Raw genomic sequence first — 16,239 nt, 5'->3', positions numbered from 1 at the left:
CGTTGAATCAGGACCTACTTATGATATGGCTACCGATGAATATACGGTAACCTATAGAATTACAGCTGAGAATAGTGGTGAGCTTACAGGTTCTTATGATGTTATAGATACGTTTATTTTAGGAACAGGATTTACATTGAATTCAGCAACTTTGGCTTATGGCGGTGAAAGTGATGGCGTTGACGGTACCATTCTTAGCCCGTTTGTCAGTGGCGATCAAATTATAACAAATGAATCTATTGCAGGCCTACGAACGGAAAGTTGGTTGGTGACGGCAATTTTTTCTGTAGATACAGATGCAATTGATCCTACCCAAGATTGTACAAATGGAGGTGGGTTTGGTAATCAGATTACTGCCACCGGCGATACGGATACCTCAAATAACACCGCTTGTGTGCCTGTGGAGATTGGAAATTTAGAGATTACTAAAGACGGTGTGTACGTAGATTCAGATTCAAATGGTTTCACGAATATTGGAGATACCGTTAACTATACCTTCGTTGTTAATAACACAGGAAATGTGGCTATATCCAATGTAATTGTATCGGATCCTTTATTGGGAGGTGCGATATCTGGACCTGCTTCAGGTGATACGAATGGGGATGGCGAATTGGATATTACAGAGACTTGGACGTATACTGCTTCATATAATATTATCCAAACGGATATAGATAATGGTCAAGTCAATAATCTGGCCACGGTAAATGGTGAAGAACCCAGTGGAAATGGTGTAACCGATACCTCAACAGACCCAACACCTTGCGCTACGTGTACGGTAGACCCAATTTGTCCTGATTGTACTTTGACAGAGTTACCTAGTACGCTTGATATTGATCTAACAAAAACGGTAGATTTAGATATTGCAGAAGTTGGAGATGAACTATTTTTTACCATATCTGCTACGAACAATGGTTCGGTAACGGCTAATAATATCAACATATCTGAAATACTTCCGAATGGTTTTGAATATGTGGATCACATCGCATCTTTAGGAGCTTATAATAGTACAACTGGTCAATGGGATATTCCAATATTAAGTAATGGGCAAACAGCTAATTTAAATATTCGAGTTCGTGTAGCTATAGGTTCAGATTATATAAATACTGTTAGATTAATTGGGTTGGACGAAACAGATATAGATCCATCAAATGATGAAGCTAGTGCTGAAGTTAGTATCCGTGGAATAGTTATTTCTAAGGATGGTGTTTATACTGATTCTGATGCCAATGGTGCTACAAATGTTGGCGATTCAATAACGTATACATTTTTAGTCAGCAATGCGGGAAGCGTAGTTCTTACCGACGTAGTTGTATCTGACCCATTATTGGGAGGCAATATAACAGGGCCTGTCAGTGGAGATGCTAATGGTGATGGAGCGTTAAATAATACTGAGGTTTGGGTGTACAATGCTTCTTACATAATCACGCAAGCGGATATAGATAACGGACAGGTTAGTAATTTGGCAACCACAACTGGAGAGGACCCAAATGGTGTAATTACGAGCAATACGTCTACAGACCCAACGCCATGTACAACTTGTAATGTAGATCCAATTTGTATGGATTGTACATTGACTGAGCTTCCTATTTCCAACGTAGATATAGCTTTGTCGAAGTCCGTAGATGTTAATTTGGCTAGAGTTGGTGATGAAGTAAATTTTACTATTACTGCAAACAACAATGGAACGGCACAGGCGAGTACTATATCTATATCAGAAATGCTTCCTAACGGTTATCAATATATTGAACATTCAACTACTGGGGGTGTTTATGATGAGATTACTGGTTTATGGAGTATAAGCACGCTGATCTCCGGCCAAACGGTTGAATTGTATATTCGAGCCCTGTTAATTGAAGGCACGGATTATTTGAATACTGTGAGATTGGCTAATGTGGATCAAATAGATATAGATTCTTCAAATGATGAAGCTAGGGCAGAAGTGGAAATAGATGAACCCATTTGCCTTATTAACATTTACAACGTATTAACACCAAATGGTGATGGTGCCCATGACGTTTTTCAGATTGCTTGTATTGAAAATTATCCGGATAATAAGCTAGAAATCTATAATCGATGGGGAATAAAGGTGTATGAAAAAGAAGGCTATAATAACACCTGGACAGGTATTTCCGATGGTCGCGCTACCTATGAGCGAAACGAAGAGTTACCGGTAGGAACCTATTTTTATACTCTTAATTTAGGAGATGGTACAAAACCTAAATCTGGATATGTTTATTTGACCAGATAGGTTAGATTTAAGAGTCAATTTTTTTAATTGCTATCTTATGTAAACTTTCAAAAGTTTCTAATAGATGGTTTGCTTCACTCTTTCTAATTGACACTACGAACTTGCAATCCATCTCCATTTGTTGCGAGATGATTTGACATTGCCTTTGTTTTAAAATGCGCATGACTATATCCATTTCTGGGTACTCAAAAGAAAGCTGGAAGGTATCTTCAATAAGTCGTTCCTCAATTTTTGAAGCCTCTAAAGCCATTTGTGCTCCGGTTCGATAGGCAGCGATTAAACCTCCAACACCTAGTTTGGTTCCGCCAAATATTCTAGCTACAGCCACTAATACATTTGTTACGTTAAAAGCTTGTATTTGCCCGTAAATAGGCTGTCCGGCAGAATTATTTGGTTCTCCATCATCATTAGCGCGATAACGAACTACTTCGGTTCCTAACTGCCAAGCATAACAAACATGACCTGCCGTGTGATGCTTCTTTTTCAATAGTTCTATAATTGGTTTTACTTCATCCTCATTCTCAATAGGAAAGACATAGCCATAAAATTTGCTTTTCTTTTCCTTAAAAAGAATTTCCTCAGAGGGTTTGGCAAGGGTTCTATAGGTGTCATTTATCTCTTCCATCAGCCAAAAGCAACTAAAATTATACTGGTAATGGCCAAAGCAATACCGCCCCAATTCTTGGAGCTTATCTTTTCTTTGAATAAAAGTATTCCTAAAAGTGTAGTGAACATTACTATGGCTACATTGTTTATGGTAAATACGGATGAACTGTTCAATGTTTCGTTCCGTAAAGCTTTTAGAAGAAAGAAAATTGAAAAGTAATTTACAACTCCTAGGGCTATTCCGCCTAACAATGTATTCCAATTATAAGTTGCCCGAAGGTCTTTGATCTTAAAGAGGGTAATTAAAAAACCAATACAGGCGGCCGAGGCAAAAACGGTGGCGGAAAAAATTGGATACTCTTCTTCTTTAATGTGAATTTCCTGAATGTATTTTAGACTTGCATCAATAATTCCAGAACCAAGAAACACAAGAACGGGAAGAATTAAAGCTGATTTTTCAAATTTCTTTACAGGTTCTTTAATGGAAGTGAAATAGACGGCCGCAAGTGCTAATATGATTCCGAATATTTTTACATAACTCAATTCTTCGGCGTACAGGAGAACTCCAATTATAACCGGAATTACAAATGACATTTTGGTGGCTACCGATGTTACCGATACACCTACTTTTTGTGAAGCCTTGGCCATGAGATTAAAGACTACTATAAAAAGAATGCCTAGGATAAAAGTGCCTAAAAACCATGGTTTGCCGGGTACTTCCGTTATATGGGTTTCTCCCTGGTAGCGTAAAACGCCTACACCTGCAGCTACATAATAGTTAGTGACAATAGCAAAAAGGGTATTGACTTTAAACCGGGTGTATAGCTTAAAAATTATAAATATGAGGCTAGAAGCCAGTATGCTCAAGGCAAGTGACGCCATTTTATAATTTTGATTTCAATTGAATGATGTCTTCTTTGCCCACCTGAATATTCCAACAAGTTATTCCTAGTTTTTCAGCGGCATCCGTATTTTCTTTTGTGTCGTCTATAAAGAAGGTTTCTTCCGCTTTTAGTCCGTTTTCATCCAAAACAAACTGATAGATTTCCGCATTTGGTTTTCTTAGGTGGATTTCATGGGAAAGGTAAAACTTCTCAAAAGGCTTTTTAAAACGAGCATAACGCTCAGCACCCATTTTTTGCTCCACATGGGTGATGTGGAGCTCATTGGTATTGCTTAGTAGAAATAGGCGGTATTCGTTTTCTTTGGCCAGATTTTCAATGAATTCCAATCGTTCTTCAGGAAAGTCCAGTAGCATTGAGTTCCAAATGTTCGTTATTTCCGTGGCATTCGCATTGGGGTATTGGTTTTGAAGCCGAGTGACAAAATCATAGGAAGTCATTCCACCTACCTCATACGTACCGTTTAGTTCAATCATTTCTGGCGTTAGATCTAAAGATCCGCCAAATTTTTCCATTTCTCGGAAAATGATTCCCTTATCCAAGTTGATGAATACATCGCCAAAATCAAAAATAATATTCTTAATCATTTGTATATATGTTTAAGGTGTCACCACCAATGGACTTAGTTGTTTTAATTTTCCCTTTTAGTCTGGGTGCTGATATTCCGTTTCCAAAGGATGTACTACCTGTAAAAACCCTAGCTTCATCCCATACACCTGAATCGATAAAAGTCTGCAAGGTCTGGCTGCCACCTTCCACAAAAACGCTTGTTATATTTTCCTCATGGAGGATAGTGCAGATTTGTTCAAGGAGGTTTTCATTGAAATTGATTAACCTATATTCAATAGAATCTTTTTGGAGCTTTTTATCTGTTACTTCCGTTAATACCAGCGTGGGGATACTACCGTCCAGCACATGGTAATCGGTACCTATTTTTAATTTTTTGTCCAACACTAAACGAATCGGGTTTTTTCCCGTAAATAAACGGACATCCAGTTTAGGGTTGTCTTCCAGTACCGTATTTGTACCTACCAAAATACTTTGTTCCTCACTACGCCATTTATGTACAAGCTGGCGAGAATAGGAATTGGTAATCCAATAGGGCTCGGGATTTTTGGTGCGTTCTTCTTTATTTGGCGCAATAAAACGATCTGCGGTTTGTGCCCATTTTAAAATAATATAAGGTCTTTTCTTTTCTTGAAAAGTCAAAAACCGACGGTGGTGCGCTCGGCATTCTGCTTCTAAGCAGCCGGTAACTACTTTGCTTCCTGCATTTTTTAGTTTTTCTATGCCCTTGCCAGCAACCTTTGTATGCGGGTCAATTAATCCAATAACCACTCTAGGAATGCCGTGTTTGGCAATCAAATCAGCACATGGCGGCGTTTTCCCGTGGTGCGAACAAGGTTCCAAGGTTACATATATAGTGGCTTGTTTAAGAAGTGTTTTATCGGTAACGGAATTAATGGCATTTACTTCGGCATGTGGTCCGCCGTAGGGGCTAGTGAATCCTTCACCAATTATTTTCCCATTGTAAACAATTACAGCGCCTACCATTGGGTTAGGGGCGGTTGTGCCTAAACCATTTTTAGCAATTTCCAAGCAACGTTGCATAAAGCCTTCATCTTCGGATAGCATGGGTTTAAATTGTAATTTGTTGCTCGGCATTGGCATGATTCTCGATGTTTTTGAAAGATACATACGCACATTTCTGCGTATCTTCACACCGTAAAAATATAATTTTATTTATTGGTAATGAGTGCTGTGAACATTCGTAACATAAGAAAGGAAGATAATACGCAAGTTGCGACTTTGATTCGCAAGGTTTTAGTGGATTTGGGTGCGCCCAAAGTAGGAACCGCCTATGCCGATGTAACCTTGGATCATATGTTCGAAAATTATGATAAACCAAGAGCTGCTTACTTAGTTTTAGAAGAAAATGGCGTTATCTTGGGCTGTGCGGGAGTTGCACAATTAGATAATTGCAAGGATAATATTTGTGAACTTCAAAAAATGTATTTTTTGGAAGAGGCCAGAGGAAAGGGAATTGGTTCCCAAATGTTGAGGCAATGTTTGAAAAAAGCGAAGGAATTCAATTTTGATAAAATCTATCTTGAGACCATGCCGTATATGAAAGCTGCACAAAAGTTGTATGCCAAGATGGGTTTTGAATATATAGATAAGCCACTAGGTGACACCGGCCACTATTCTTGTCCTGTTTATATGGTTGCCAAATTGTAATAAATACTGCGTGTAGACCATGGTTTTAAAAGAAATAAAAAATATTTATCATAAGGAATTAGATGCTTTGTATGCTTCGGAAGAAGTAGACAGTTTCTTTTACTTACTGATAGATCACTATTTACAATTGGAACGATTTGTACTGGCCTTGCAACCTAATTTAACTTTAACAAAAGAAGAGGAACAACCACTCTTTGAAGCCTTGACAGAGCTTAAATTGCAAAGACCTGTTCAATACATAATGGGTGAGACCAGTTTTATGGACCTTGATTTTAAGGTTAATGAACATGTGCTTATTCCAAGACCGGAAACAGAAGAGTTGGTACGGTGGATTATTGACGAAGTAGAAACAGAATACACGGACAAAAATAAAAATATTCGGATTTTGGACATCGGTACGGGAAGCGGTTGTATTGCCATTTCATTGGCTAAATATTTACCGGACGCCCAGGTATTTGCCTTGGATGTATCAGCAAACGCATTGCAAATGGCTAAGAACAATGCAGCCTTAAATTCGGTTAAAGTTGAGTTTATTGAGGCCGATATTCTAAATGGGGGTACGTTTGCTTCGGATTTTGATGTCATTGTCTCCAATCCGCCTTATGTGCGGCAACTTGAAAAGAAGGAAATGCATAAAAATGTATTGGAACATGAACCGGATTTGGCCCTTTTCGTTTCAGATGAAAATCCACTTATTTTTTACGAAGCGATAACGAAATTCGCAAAACACCATCTTTTGGAAAAGGGAAGGCTCTTTTTTGAAATCAATCAGTATTTGGCAAAAGAAACCGAAGCACTTTTACTTCAACATAATTTTTCAGAAATTGAGGTCCGAAAAGATATGTTTGGTAACGATCGAATGACAAAGGGTATTTTGAGGTAATTCAAGCCAATAATTCTTCAAAAGCACATTAAGATTACAGAAACACTTAGTTAGAAAATGCAGATAAAAGAACAAATAGAGGCGCTTCGCCAAGAACTTCGTGAGCACAACCATAATTATTATGTGCTGGACAATGCCACTATATCAGATTACGAATTCGATACTAAATTAAAGGAATTACAGGTGCTTGAGGCGAAGCATCCAGAATTTTATGATGCCAGTTCGCCTACATTGAGAGTTGGAGGTACGGTTACCAAGAATTTTGATACGGTGGTGCATAATGAGCGCATGTACTCTTTGGACAACTCCTATTCTAAAGAAGATCTTGAGGATTGGGAAAAACGCATGCAACGCATATTGGGTGATGCTCAGGTAGAATTTGTTTGTGAATTGAAATATGACGGTGCATCTATAAATATCACCTATGAGAACGGAAAATTAGTGAGAGCTGTTACTAGGGGTGATGGATTTCAAGGTGACGATGTAACAACTAACGTAAAGACTATAAAATCCGTTCCGTTACAATTAAAAGGTGATTATCCTCCCAAATTTGATATTAGAGGTGAAATTGTATTGCCTTTTGAAGGTTTTGCCCAAATGAACGCGGAGCGAATTGAAAATGGGGAAGAGCCTTATATGAACCCAAGAAACACGGCTTCGGGTAGTTTAAAGTTACAGGATAGTGCCGCTGTAGCACAAAGACCGTTAGATTGCCTTTTATATGGAATAGTAGGTCAAAATACAGGAGTAATCTCACAATGGCAGATGCTCAAAAAAGCTCGGGAATGGGGTTTCAAGGTTCCTGAAGTAGCTAAACTTTGCCGTTCTACGGATGAAGTTATGGCATTTGTAAACCAGTGGGATGTGGAGCGTCATAAATTACCTTATGAAACTGATGGGGTAGTGGTAAAGATTAATAGCATACAGCATCAAGATGAGCTAGGTTTTACTTCCAAATCGCCGCGTTGGGCCATGGCCTATAAGTTTAAAGCGGAACAGGTTTCTACGCTTTTAAATGAAATCACCTATCAAGTAGGGCGTACGGGGTCCATTACGCCTGTGGCCAATTTGGAGCCGGTGCTTTTGGCCGGAACTACGGTAAAAAGGGCGTCGTTGCATAATGCCGATCAGATTGCAAAATTCGATATTCGTGAAGGTGACACTGTTTTTGTTGAAAAAGGAGGGGAAATCATACCTAAAATAGTTGGTGTTGATTTTGGGAAGCGTCCTCAGGATTCGGAACCCACAGAATATATTAGCCATTGTCCGGAATGTCACGAACCTTTAGTGCGAACGGAGGGTGATGCCAAACACTATTGCGTAAATTATTATGGTTGTCCTCCTCAAATTACAGGAAGAATTCAGCACTTTATTTCTCGTAAGGCAATGGATATTGAAGGGTTGGGAAGTGAAACCGTAGAACTTCTTTATAAAGAAGATCTGATTCAGAATTATGCAGATTTATATACGCTCACCAAAGAACAGGTTTTGCCTTTGGAACGCATGGCAGAGAAGTCTGCTGAAAATCTAGTTCAGGGAGTTGCGGAGTCCGTGAAGATTTCTTTTGAGCGAGTGTTATTTGCCTTGGGCATTCGCTTTGTGGGTGAAACGGTAGCTAAAAAACTGGCCAGAGCATATAAGAATATTGATGCTTTAATGGTGGCGGATGAAGAAAGCCTGGTTGCTGTAGATGAAATTGGTAGTCGAATTGCCAGTTCTGTGGTTGAATTTTTTAATAATGAAACTAATCAAGAAATCATTGCTAGGCTAAAGGCCTACGGATTGCAATTTACCCTTTCAGAAGAGCAACTGGAAAATCAAACGGATAAGCTAAAAGGACTTACTATTGTTGTTTCAGGGGTGTTTGAAACGGTTAGTCGTAATGAACTCAAGAAGATAATAGAAAGCAACGGTGGTAAAGTTGGTTCAAGCATATCTTCAAAAACCGCTTATTTGGTTGCAGGTGATAAAATGGGTCCCAGCAAACGAACCAAAGCAGAATCATTAAATGTTCCTATAGTTACTGAAGGTGAATTTCTGGAAATGGTGCGGTAGTTTTTTATAAGTAGTGGGTTTATTTATATCTATTGTTTACATTTTGAGCCATTTTGGAGGTGATGTACTTTAAATGTTTGGCTTTGATGATTTCGTTTGCTTTATGATTTTTACCAAATTTTATACCTCCAAAACCAACTTGTGAGGTTACTGAGCCTGTTTGGGCGTCAACAACAATCCATAAATACATTTTATGTTGATGAGACCATATAATTTTCACATAAGTGGTTCCTGTTTCTTTTGCTAAAATAGCTTTTTGGTAGTTGTCCCAATCGACTAGTTTATGCTCATATTCGTAGTACGAATCCATTTTTTTTAAATCTTTTTCTTTGAAAAAGTCATTGGGTAATATTAATTTTGATTTTTGATTCTTCTCAATGTTTTCTTGAACATTGTAATATGTTTTCTCTGGAACATCTTGTGAGGCGCTTGTCACTAAATTGGTAAGTTGTTGACAAAGAAAAAGATAATCAATATCAATAAGTTCTCCATTTGCGAATCCAATTTCGGTAACAGACTTTGAGTTTCCCCCGTTAGTAACTTCCAAATTGTAGCTGTAATAGGCAAATGTGAAAGCCACACGTTGGTAACTAATTGAGTTTGCAGGTGCATTTGCTCCCATTCCATACCTTCTTCCAAAGCTACCGGATTGTTGATCCAATGACAAGTGGTTCATTCTTGTTTCTTTCAATTGCTCATTGTTGTGAGTTAGATATGCGTAGTCTGAATTGTTTGCCTCTTTTAGTTTATCTATTTCTTCTTTTGAAAAAAATGACACATTGGTTAATTTCCAGTTCTTCTCAAAAATATCTTTCATTGCTTTGTTCGCATAGATATCAAATTCTGATTTTTCATCTAGTAATTGAACAGCTAAAGTTCTTTTTAATACCAAATCAGCCAATTCTTTCTTTGGATATTGGTATTGTGAAAAAAGACTTAAAGTGACTAAAAGAAAAAAAGGAAGTAATAGATTCTTCATCAGAGAGGTTTTTTTGTTCAGTGCAAACGGAAAAAAAACCTAGAAAGTATAAAGCTATTTTTGCTTAGTCAAATTGAGATTGGTACAAAAGTGAAAAGAAATTATGAGGGCAACACTAAAAATATACCCTGCAAAATAGTTGTTATCGCCTAACCCAAGGTAAGGGTAATACACAAAACAGAAAAGAAAATTGAACAAAGTAAATACTCCAAAAAGAAGTAGCATTTGGGTGTTTCTTACTAGTTCTTGAAATGTTCTTTTGAATGTTAATGGCTTTAAATAGTGCTCAAAAAGCTGCATAAACATAGGCCACAGAAAGATTAATGGAAGTGCAAATAATCGTGATTCTCGGGCAAAGGCGGTCATAAAAACCAATGGAGTGTTGATGAGGGCAGTCAAGAGAAAGGCATGAACAAAATTGTTCTTCCATGTCTCGCTATTCTTTCGTTTCAAATAGAAGTAGGAGAAATATAGAAATGGTCCTAAAGTAATAAAAATGGATACTATAGATTCAACTATATTTCGTGTGTTTTGAATATTTTCTAGAAAACAAGAATATCTGCTGGTAATCTCTGTATGTGTAGCGTGTAATAGTCTTTGGTGGTAAATGAAAAAAACAATATAACATCCATAGAATAGAATGGGTGATATTATAATTAAACTATTTTTTTTCAGATTAAGCCCCAGTTTTTTTCGTGGATGATTTTGCATTCCTGGTAATAATAAAACAAGAGCAGGAAGAAGAAGCACACTGGTTTCACGGGCTACCATAGCTAAAGAAAACAGAACCATATACCAAAACCATTTCCGTTTAACAAAAGCAATACATGCCATAAGCAACAAGCAGTACTGTAAAGGTTCGTCATAAGTAAATACCGGAGGAAAAAAGGCGAACAGAACAGAAAATGAGGTGAAAAATACCAGCATGTTAATTAGTCCTTGTTCCTTTGTTGCTTTTAGGACAAGAGATAATAAATATATCAAGACCCCACTAAAACCCAACAATAAGAAGTTGACAAGAATAAAAGCATAGCCTGCCCTAAAACTGAATAGTTGCTGTGTGCTCTCAATCAATAAGGTGGTAAGAGGTCTTCTGGCAAAAGGAGCTATTTCCTTGTGATAATTTATCTGGGATTTTAAGAAAACATGAGAAATTTGGGTATTGTTTTCGTTGAGCATACTGTCTACGCTAGGCAGCATATGAATGCTCAAGATGGCGACAGTGGTTAGTAGTGCCAATACATAGGGTGTTGGTCTCCAGAGGAGTAAGCTTCTTGATAGTTGAACCATTAAAGCATATGGTTAATTTCAATCGAAATTAGGTATTTTTGTGTAGGAAAGAACATATGACACTATAAATTGATGGCAACACCTAAGAGTTACGAAGATTTTAAACAAACTTTAACCGAATCGGTCCCTCCTGTAGATTGGCCCGAAGCCTTAAAAGCGATGTGGTTTGCAGGTAGCGATAATTGGGAGGCATCACATGATATCGCTCAAGATATGTTCAACACAATGGGGAGTTGGATTCATGCCTACTTGCATAGGGTTGAGGGAGATAAGTTTAATGCGGGATATTGGTATCGTAAAGCTGGGAAGTCCTACCCTAACATGTCTTTGGAAGAAGAGCACCAAAAAATAACGGAGTATTTATTGAATAATTAGGGCGTCAGTTCTTTTTTGAAACAGACACTATTTTCCATGCCTTTGTATTGCCCGTAATTGGGAATTACTTTATACTTGTTTTTGGTGTAAAGGGCAATAGCTTCGGGTTGGCGTTTGCCTGTTTCTAAAATGCAATTTTTAAAATTTAGTTCGGAAGTCCATTTTTCCAATTCTTTTAAAAGTAGGGAAGCTATTCCTTGGCCCCGGGTTTCCGGTGAAACGTACATTCGCTTTACTTCCACAGTGTCAGAATCGAATTCTTTTATAGCTCCACAGCCTACGGCTACTTCATCTGAATAGGCAATAACAACGTGATTAAGGCTTTCTATACCGTTATATTGGTGATAGAAATCATGTTCATCACCATCGGTTTCACTTAAGTAGTTGTCTAGTTTAGCTACGAGTGCAGGGAAGTGTTCGTTTTTATATGTTGTGCGTTCAATTCGTATCACACTTAAACATTTATAGAGACTCCTGAAGCATTACTGTTCTTTGAACCGTCAAAGTAAAAATCTATTCGCCCTAAATTAATACCAAAGCAACCTACTTGGTTGACTAGCACATTGCGGCCTAGTTTATTTTCTACAATAGTGGGTTTATCAAGAAAAGTGTGGGTGTGGCCGCCAATAATTAAATCAGTGTATTCTAGTGTTTTGGCCATAGCAAGATCATGCGGCTTCTGTTGGTTTTTGTATTCGTATCCTAAATGGGAAAGACAAACGATAAGGTCGCAATGCTCTTCATTTTTTAAAGTACGTTCCGTGTCTTGAGCTATTTCCAGCGGTTCTAAATATTGGGTTTCTTTATATAGTTTCTTGGTCACCAATCCATTTAATTCTATGCCTAGGCCGTAAACCCCAATTTTTATTCCGTCAACGGTATAAATTTTGTACGGTTTTACCTGGCCGTCCATGACCGTATTCTTAAAATCGTAATTGGCATTAATCATCTCAAAATCTGCATTGGGCATCTGAGCCAACAAGCCATCGATACTATTGTCAAAATCATGGTTACCAATGGTAGCAGCATCATATTTTAGCATGCTCATAAGTTTGAATTCTAACTCTCCGCCATAAAAATTGAAATAAGGTGTACCTTGAAATATATCGCCTGCATCAAAAAGTAGGGTATTTGGATTCTCCTTTCTAATACGCTCTACCAAAGTTGCTCTTCTTGCCAGACCTCCAAGATTAGGAAATTCAGAATGGTCCACGGGAAATGAGTCTATATGGCTGTGAACATCATTGGTGTGTAAAATGGTGATATGTTTTTTTACATCGCCAAGGCAGGAGCTTAGAGAAAGTCCGCCTAGTCCAACGAGTGCGCTGGATGCCGTAGTGTTTTTAATGAATTTTCGTCTGTTCATAAAACATATTTTTTTCGAATGACACTGATGTTTGTTAGTTTACAGTGTTTCGTGTTGAGTGCTACTTTAGTTTAATAAATCGATTATCAACAACAGGTTTAAGCGTGTCTGTTTTCTTGAAGTAATCAATCATGGCATTTCTAATTAGATAGTCCGTATTAGTAATGGCAATAGCCTTTTTAAAAAACACCATGCTATCGCCTCCGTTTACAAGATAATTAGACGTTGCTACATAGTAAATTTTGTTTTCGTCCAAAGGTTTGCCTTGAATTGCAATAGATTGGATCTCATTTTTTGCATCTAAGGTGAGTTGCATTCCTGAAATGGGGTGTGCACGTCCAGAATCTCTTAGGTAAGAAGCCATTTTTAAAATAGAACTTCCTTTGAGTTCTGCTATAACTATGGAATTTTCAAAAGGCATAACCTCATAAGCGGTTCTTGAGGAGACATTTCCTTTGGAAATTAAAGAACGAATACCGCCATGATTCAGTAAAACCAAATCAATTTCATGCCCTGTTCTTGATTTAAAAATGGGATTGGCTTCAGATAAAACTATATCTGCCATAAGGTTTCCGGCCGTAGTATTTAGTGCGCCATCGGTTTTGGAAATAGGGTAGGGAGCATAGGATAATGTGCTGTCCAATACATGGTTTATCCTTTCCCTGTAAGGCTTAACGAAGGTCTCAATGGATTCCGTAGCGGTAATGGAATCTGTAATCCTAATTTGCTTTCCATCTATCTGTTGAAGGTTTTGCTGTTGCTCACCACAAGATGATAAAATTACAAATGTTGTAAATATAACAAAGTGTTTTATTTTTAAAACCATATTTCGTTCTATCTTAGCGCCATATTATGCGTGGAGATTCTTTACATTTGTAGAACCCATTCCAAATTTTGCATACCAGAATGGTTACAAAATGTAAAAGTACATGTTTAAGGGAATAAAAGATAAGTTCAAGTACAATTCGGGCGTTAAATTTCTGAAACAAGAGTTAGCCAAAGATCCGCCAATAATCGAGAGAAGTAAAGGTATTACTTCCATAGGTTGTATAGTAGATTTGGACACTTTTGATGATGCGAACCAATTTTATGGATTCGTTGAGGATTATAATTTGCGACCGAACGCTGTAAAGATTGTAGGTTATAAAAGTTATTACGATAAAAATTCGCCGTATTCTACTCCTGTTTTTTCAGATAAAGACCTTGGGTGGAACGGAGCAATAGAAAACAGCTATGCGCTTGAGTTTTTAAGTAGAGAGTATGATTTACTCGTAAATTATTATACCAGTGACAATCTATTATTACAGTTAATGAGCGTCAAAACAAGAGCCCGATTTCGTGTAGGTTTTAAAGATGTTGATCTTATGTATAATGATTTGATAATGGATTCGCCATTGGAAGATTTTAAGACCTTTAAAGCGGAACTTAAAAAATATCTTGGCGTTTTAAACGAAATTGAGTGATGAAGCAATTAATTGGTACAGGTGTGGCGTTGATCACCCCGTTCAAAACAGATTTTTCAGTAGACGTAGATGCGTTACACCGTATTGTAAACTACTGTGTTGATGGCGGTGTAGATTATCTAGTGGTATTGGGTACCACAGGAGAATCAGTAACACTTACCAAAGAAGAAAAACAACTGGTTGTTGATACTGTGACTATTGCAAATGCAGGGAGACTTCCTTTAGTTGTAGGTGTTGGAGGTAATAATACAGTTGCTGTAATAGAGGAGTTACAAAAGCTAGACCTTACTAATTTTGATGCTGTTCTTTCAGTATCACCTTATTATAATAGACCTACGCAAGAAGGTATTTATCAGCATTTCAAAGCTATTGCACAAGTGTCTCCCAAACCTATTATCTTATATAATGTTCCAGGTAGAACGGGTAGCAACATGCTTACGGCCACAGTGGCCCGTTTAGCGGAGTTGGAAAACATAGTTGCTATTAAAGAGGCATCGGGCAATATGCTGCAGGTTCAAGAGTTAATTAAGGAGTGTCCTAAAGATTTCCATGTTATATCTGGGGACGATGCCACTGCTTTAGCTACAGTTTTAGCCGGTGGTTCAGGTGTGATTTCTGTTCTAGGCCAAGGACTGCCTACTGAGTTTTCTAGTATGATCCGTTTAGGATTGGATAGAAATGTGGATGAGGCTTACAGACAGCATTATGAACTTCAAGATGGAATGGGCTTAATTTTTCAGGAAGGTAACCCTGCGGGGATAAAAGCTATTTTTGAAGTTTTGGGTCTTTCAAGAGCGGGCGTTAGACTTCCGTTAATGGAAGCTTCGGAAAGTCTTAAAAAGAACATCTCCGACTTTGTAAAATCATTGAAGGTTTTTGCATAGTGGTGTTAAATCTTCCCTAAAAGCATGGGTACACGGGGCTAGAATACTATTTTAGCTACTTTATTTTTTGTTTTTTATATCCATCTGGAATCCGTAATTTTGCAAAATGCTTTTTAAAATGAGGTTATTAGCCCCTATCTTACTTATCGCTTTGATGTCACAATCATGTAGCGAGTATCAAAAGGTACTTAAAAATGAAGAAGTTAAACCTAAATATGACCTAGCTCAGAAATTCTATGAGGAAGGTGATATGAAAAGGGCAAATCGTCTTTTTGAACAAATAGCTCCAAAATATGTGGGTAAACCACAGGGAGAGCGTGTAATGTTCTTTTTGGCAGACACTTATTTTCAAAGGAAAGATTACAATATGGCAGGCTATCAGTTTGAGCGTTTTGTAAAATCTTATCCAAAGAGTGATAAAGTAGGTGAGGCTTCGTTTTTAGGAGCGAAGAGTTATTTTGAGCTTTCACCGGTTTATTCGTTAGATCAAACGGATACGGATAAAGCGTTGACTAAATTGCAGCTTTTTATTAACTCATACCCAGACTCTGAATATTTTGAAGAAGCTAACGGTATGGCAAAGCAGCTGACCACTAAAAAAGAGCATAAAGCATACGAAATAGCAAAACAGTTCAACAAGTTAGGGCAATTTGATTATACGTTCTTAACGCCGGCGGTAGCAGCTTTTGATAACTTCATTTCTGATTATCCAGGATCTATTTACCGTGAAGATGCTATGTTTTACAGGTTTGAATCGGCTTCAAGGTTTGCCGTTAATAGTTTTGAAAGATTACAAGAGGAACGGCTGAAAGAAGCTGTTACAGATTATAATGCTCTTAAGAAGCAGTTTCCAGAAACTAAACATGCCAACGAGGCAGATAAGATACTTGAAAAAGTAAAGTTACAGTTACAAAATTTCACCCAAGAGAAAGAAGCAAAATAAATAAGTT

At 37.6% G+C, this 16,239-nt stretch carries 17 protein-coding genes; 8 read left to right on the top strand and 9 right to left on the bottom strand.

The features are described from left to right. On the top strand, positions 1 to 2,248 hold a 2,248-nt coding region (locus IWC72_RS18745; protein WP_194530848.1), incomplete at its 5' end, for a DUF7507 domain-containing protein. Positions 2,249 to 2,255: 7 nt separating this feature from the next. Here the strand turns inward: IWC72_RS18745 and IWC72_RS18740 are convergent. The 4 genes from IWC72_RS18740 to ribD are packed head-to-tail and all read right to left on the bottom strand — an operon-like array spanning position 2,256 to position 5,427. After that, a complete protein-coding gene (locus IWC72_RS18740) occupies positions 2,256 to 2,873 on the bottom strand; it encodes an IMPACT family protein (protein WP_194530847.1) in 618 nt (205 codons plus the stop codon). Further along, positions 2,873 to 3,736 carry a DMT family transporter gene (locus tag IWC72_RS18735; RefSeq protein ID WP_194530846.1) on the bottom strand — a complete coding sequence of 288 codons (864 nt, stop codon included), beginning with the start codon at positions 3,734 to 3,736 and terminating at the stop codon, positions 2,873 to 2,875. The genes IWC72_RS18740 and IWC72_RS18735 overlap by 1 nt, the downstream gene beginning before the upstream one ends. Position 3,737: 1 nt before the next feature. Further along, entirely contained in the window at positions 3,738 to 4,343 is a 606-nt protein-coding gene (locus tag IWC72_RS18730; RefSeq protein WP_194530845.1) for an HAD family hydrolase, read from the bottom strand. After that, the gene (ribD, locus tag IWC72_RS18725) at positions 4,336 to 5,427 is read right to left on the bottom strand and encodes a bifunctional diaminohydroxyphosphoribosylaminopyrimidine deaminase/5-amino-6-(5-phosphoribosylamino)uracil reductase RibD (RefSeq protein ID WP_226979635.1); all 1,092 of its coding nucleotides are present in this window, start codon (positions 5,425 to 5,427) and stop codon (positions 4,336 to 4,338) included. The genes IWC72_RS18730 and ribD overlap by 8 nt, the downstream gene beginning before the upstream one ends. An 81-nt stretch (positions 5,428 to 5,508) precedes the next feature. On the opposite strand from ribD, the gene IWC72_RS18720 reads away from it, so the two are divergent. Genes IWC72_RS18720 through ligA form a run of 3 tightly spaced genes read left to right on the top strand, consistent with a single transcriptional unit; the run spans position 5,509 to position 8,932 of the window. Further along, positions 5,509 to 5,994, top strand: coding sequence for a GNAT family N-acetyltransferase (locus tag IWC72_RS18720; protein ID WP_194527698.1), 486 nt, complete (start codon positions 5,509 to 5,511; stop codon positions 5,992 to 5,994). Positions 5,995 to 6,013: 19 nt separating this feature from the next. After that, the gene (gene prmC / locus IWC72_RS18715) at positions 6,014 to 6,877 is read left to right on the top strand and encodes a peptide chain release factor N(5)-glutamine methyltransferase (RefSeq protein ID WP_194530844.1); all 864 of its coding nucleotides are present in this window, start codon (positions 6,014 to 6,016) and stop codon (positions 6,875 to 6,877) included. 57 nt (positions 6,878 to 6,934) lie between these two features. Further along, positions 6,935 to 8,932 (top strand): NAD-dependent DNA ligase LigA, encoded by a 1,998-nt coding sequence (ligA, locus tag IWC72_RS18710; protein ID WP_194530843.1) that lies wholly within the window; start codon positions 6,935 to 6,937, stop codon positions 8,930 to 8,932. A gap of 19 nt (positions 8,933 to 8,951) precedes the next feature. On the opposite strand, the gene IWC72_RS18705 is transcribed toward ligA, so the two are convergent. After that, positions 8,952 to 9,911, bottom strand: a complete 960-nt coding sequence (locus IWC72_RS18705; RefSeq protein ID WP_194530842.1) for a hypothetical protein — start codon at positions 9,909 to 9,911, stop codon at positions 8,952 to 8,954. A 54-nt stretch (positions 9,912 to 9,965) separates the two neighbouring features. Beyond that, positions 9,966 to 11,201 (bottom strand): EpsG family protein, encoded by a 1,236-nt coding sequence (locus IWC72_RS18700; RefSeq protein WP_194530841.1) that lies wholly within the window; start codon positions 11,199 to 11,201, stop codon positions 9,966 to 9,968. Between the two features lie 72 nt (positions 11,202 to 11,273). Here IWC72_RS18700 and IWC72_RS18695 point away from each other — a divergent pair, with 72 nt between their 5' ends. Beyond that, entirely contained in the window at positions 11,274 to 11,576 is a 303-nt protein-coding gene (locus IWC72_RS18695) for a hypothetical protein (RefSeq protein WP_194527694.1), read from the top strand. On the opposite strand, the gene IWC72_RS18690 is transcribed toward IWC72_RS18695, so the two are convergent. The 3 genes from IWC72_RS18690 to IWC72_RS18680 all read right to left on the bottom strand — a co-directional run bounded on the left by IWC72_RS18690 (position 11,573) and on the right by IWC72_RS18680 (position 13,768). Then, positions 11,573 to 12,028, bottom strand: a complete 456-nt coding sequence (locus tag IWC72_RS18690; protein ID WP_194530840.1) for a GNAT family N-acetyltransferase — start codon at positions 12,026 to 12,028, stop codon at positions 11,573 to 11,575. The two genes, IWC72_RS18695 and IWC72_RS18690, sit on opposite strands and share 4 nt — an antisense overlap. 2 nt (positions 12,029 to 12,030) lie before the next feature. Further along, positions 12,031 to 12,942 carry a bifunctional metallophosphatase/5'-nucleotidase gene (locus tag IWC72_RS18685; protein ID WP_194530839.1) on the bottom strand — a complete coding sequence of 304 codons (912 nt, stop codon included), beginning with the start codon at positions 12,940 to 12,942 and terminating at the stop codon, positions 12,031 to 12,033. A 61-nt stretch (positions 12,943 to 13,003) separates the two neighbouring features. Next, positions 13,004 to 13,768: a 5'-nucleotidase C-terminal domain-containing protein gene (locus IWC72_RS18680; RefSeq protein ID WP_194530838.1), complete on the bottom strand. Its 765-nt coding sequence runs from the start codon at positions 13,766 to 13,768 to the stop codon at positions 13,004 to 13,006. A 103-nt stretch (positions 13,769 to 13,871) separates the two neighbouring features. Here IWC72_RS18680 and IWC72_RS18675 point away from each other — a divergent pair, with 103 nt between their 5' ends. From IWC72_RS18675 to IWC72_RS18665, 3 genes are all read left to right on the top strand, one after another. Next, positions 13,872 to 14,405 (top strand): DUF6913 domain-containing protein, encoded by a 534-nt coding sequence (locus tag IWC72_RS18675; RefSeq protein WP_194527690.1) that lies wholly within the window; start codon positions 13,872 to 13,874, stop codon positions 14,403 to 14,405. Beyond that, complete coding sequence (dapA, locus tag IWC72_RS18670) at positions 14,405 to 15,289, top strand: 4-hydroxy-tetrahydrodipicolinate synthase (protein ID WP_194527689.1); 885 nt, start codon at positions 14,405 to 14,407, stop codon at positions 15,287 to 15,289. Before IWC72_RS18675 ends, dapA begins: the two co-directional genes overlap by 1 nt. 118 nt (positions 15,290 to 15,407) lie before the next feature. Next, positions 15,408 to 16,232, top strand: coding sequence for an outer membrane protein assembly factor BamD (locus IWC72_RS18665; protein ID WP_226968088.1), 825 nt, complete (start codon positions 15,408 to 15,410; stop codon positions 16,230 to 16,232). The last annotated feature ends 7 nt before the right edge of the window (positions 16,233 to 16,239 follow it).

Origin of the sequence: Zobellia roscoffensis (assembly GCF_015330165.1) — a bacterium.
GTDB classification, from domain to species: domain Bacteria; phylum Bacteroidota; class Bacteroidia; order Flavobacteriales; family Flavobacteriaceae; genus Zobellia; species Zobellia roscoffensis.
This window is presented reverse-complemented; position numbering and strand designations above follow the sequence as displayed.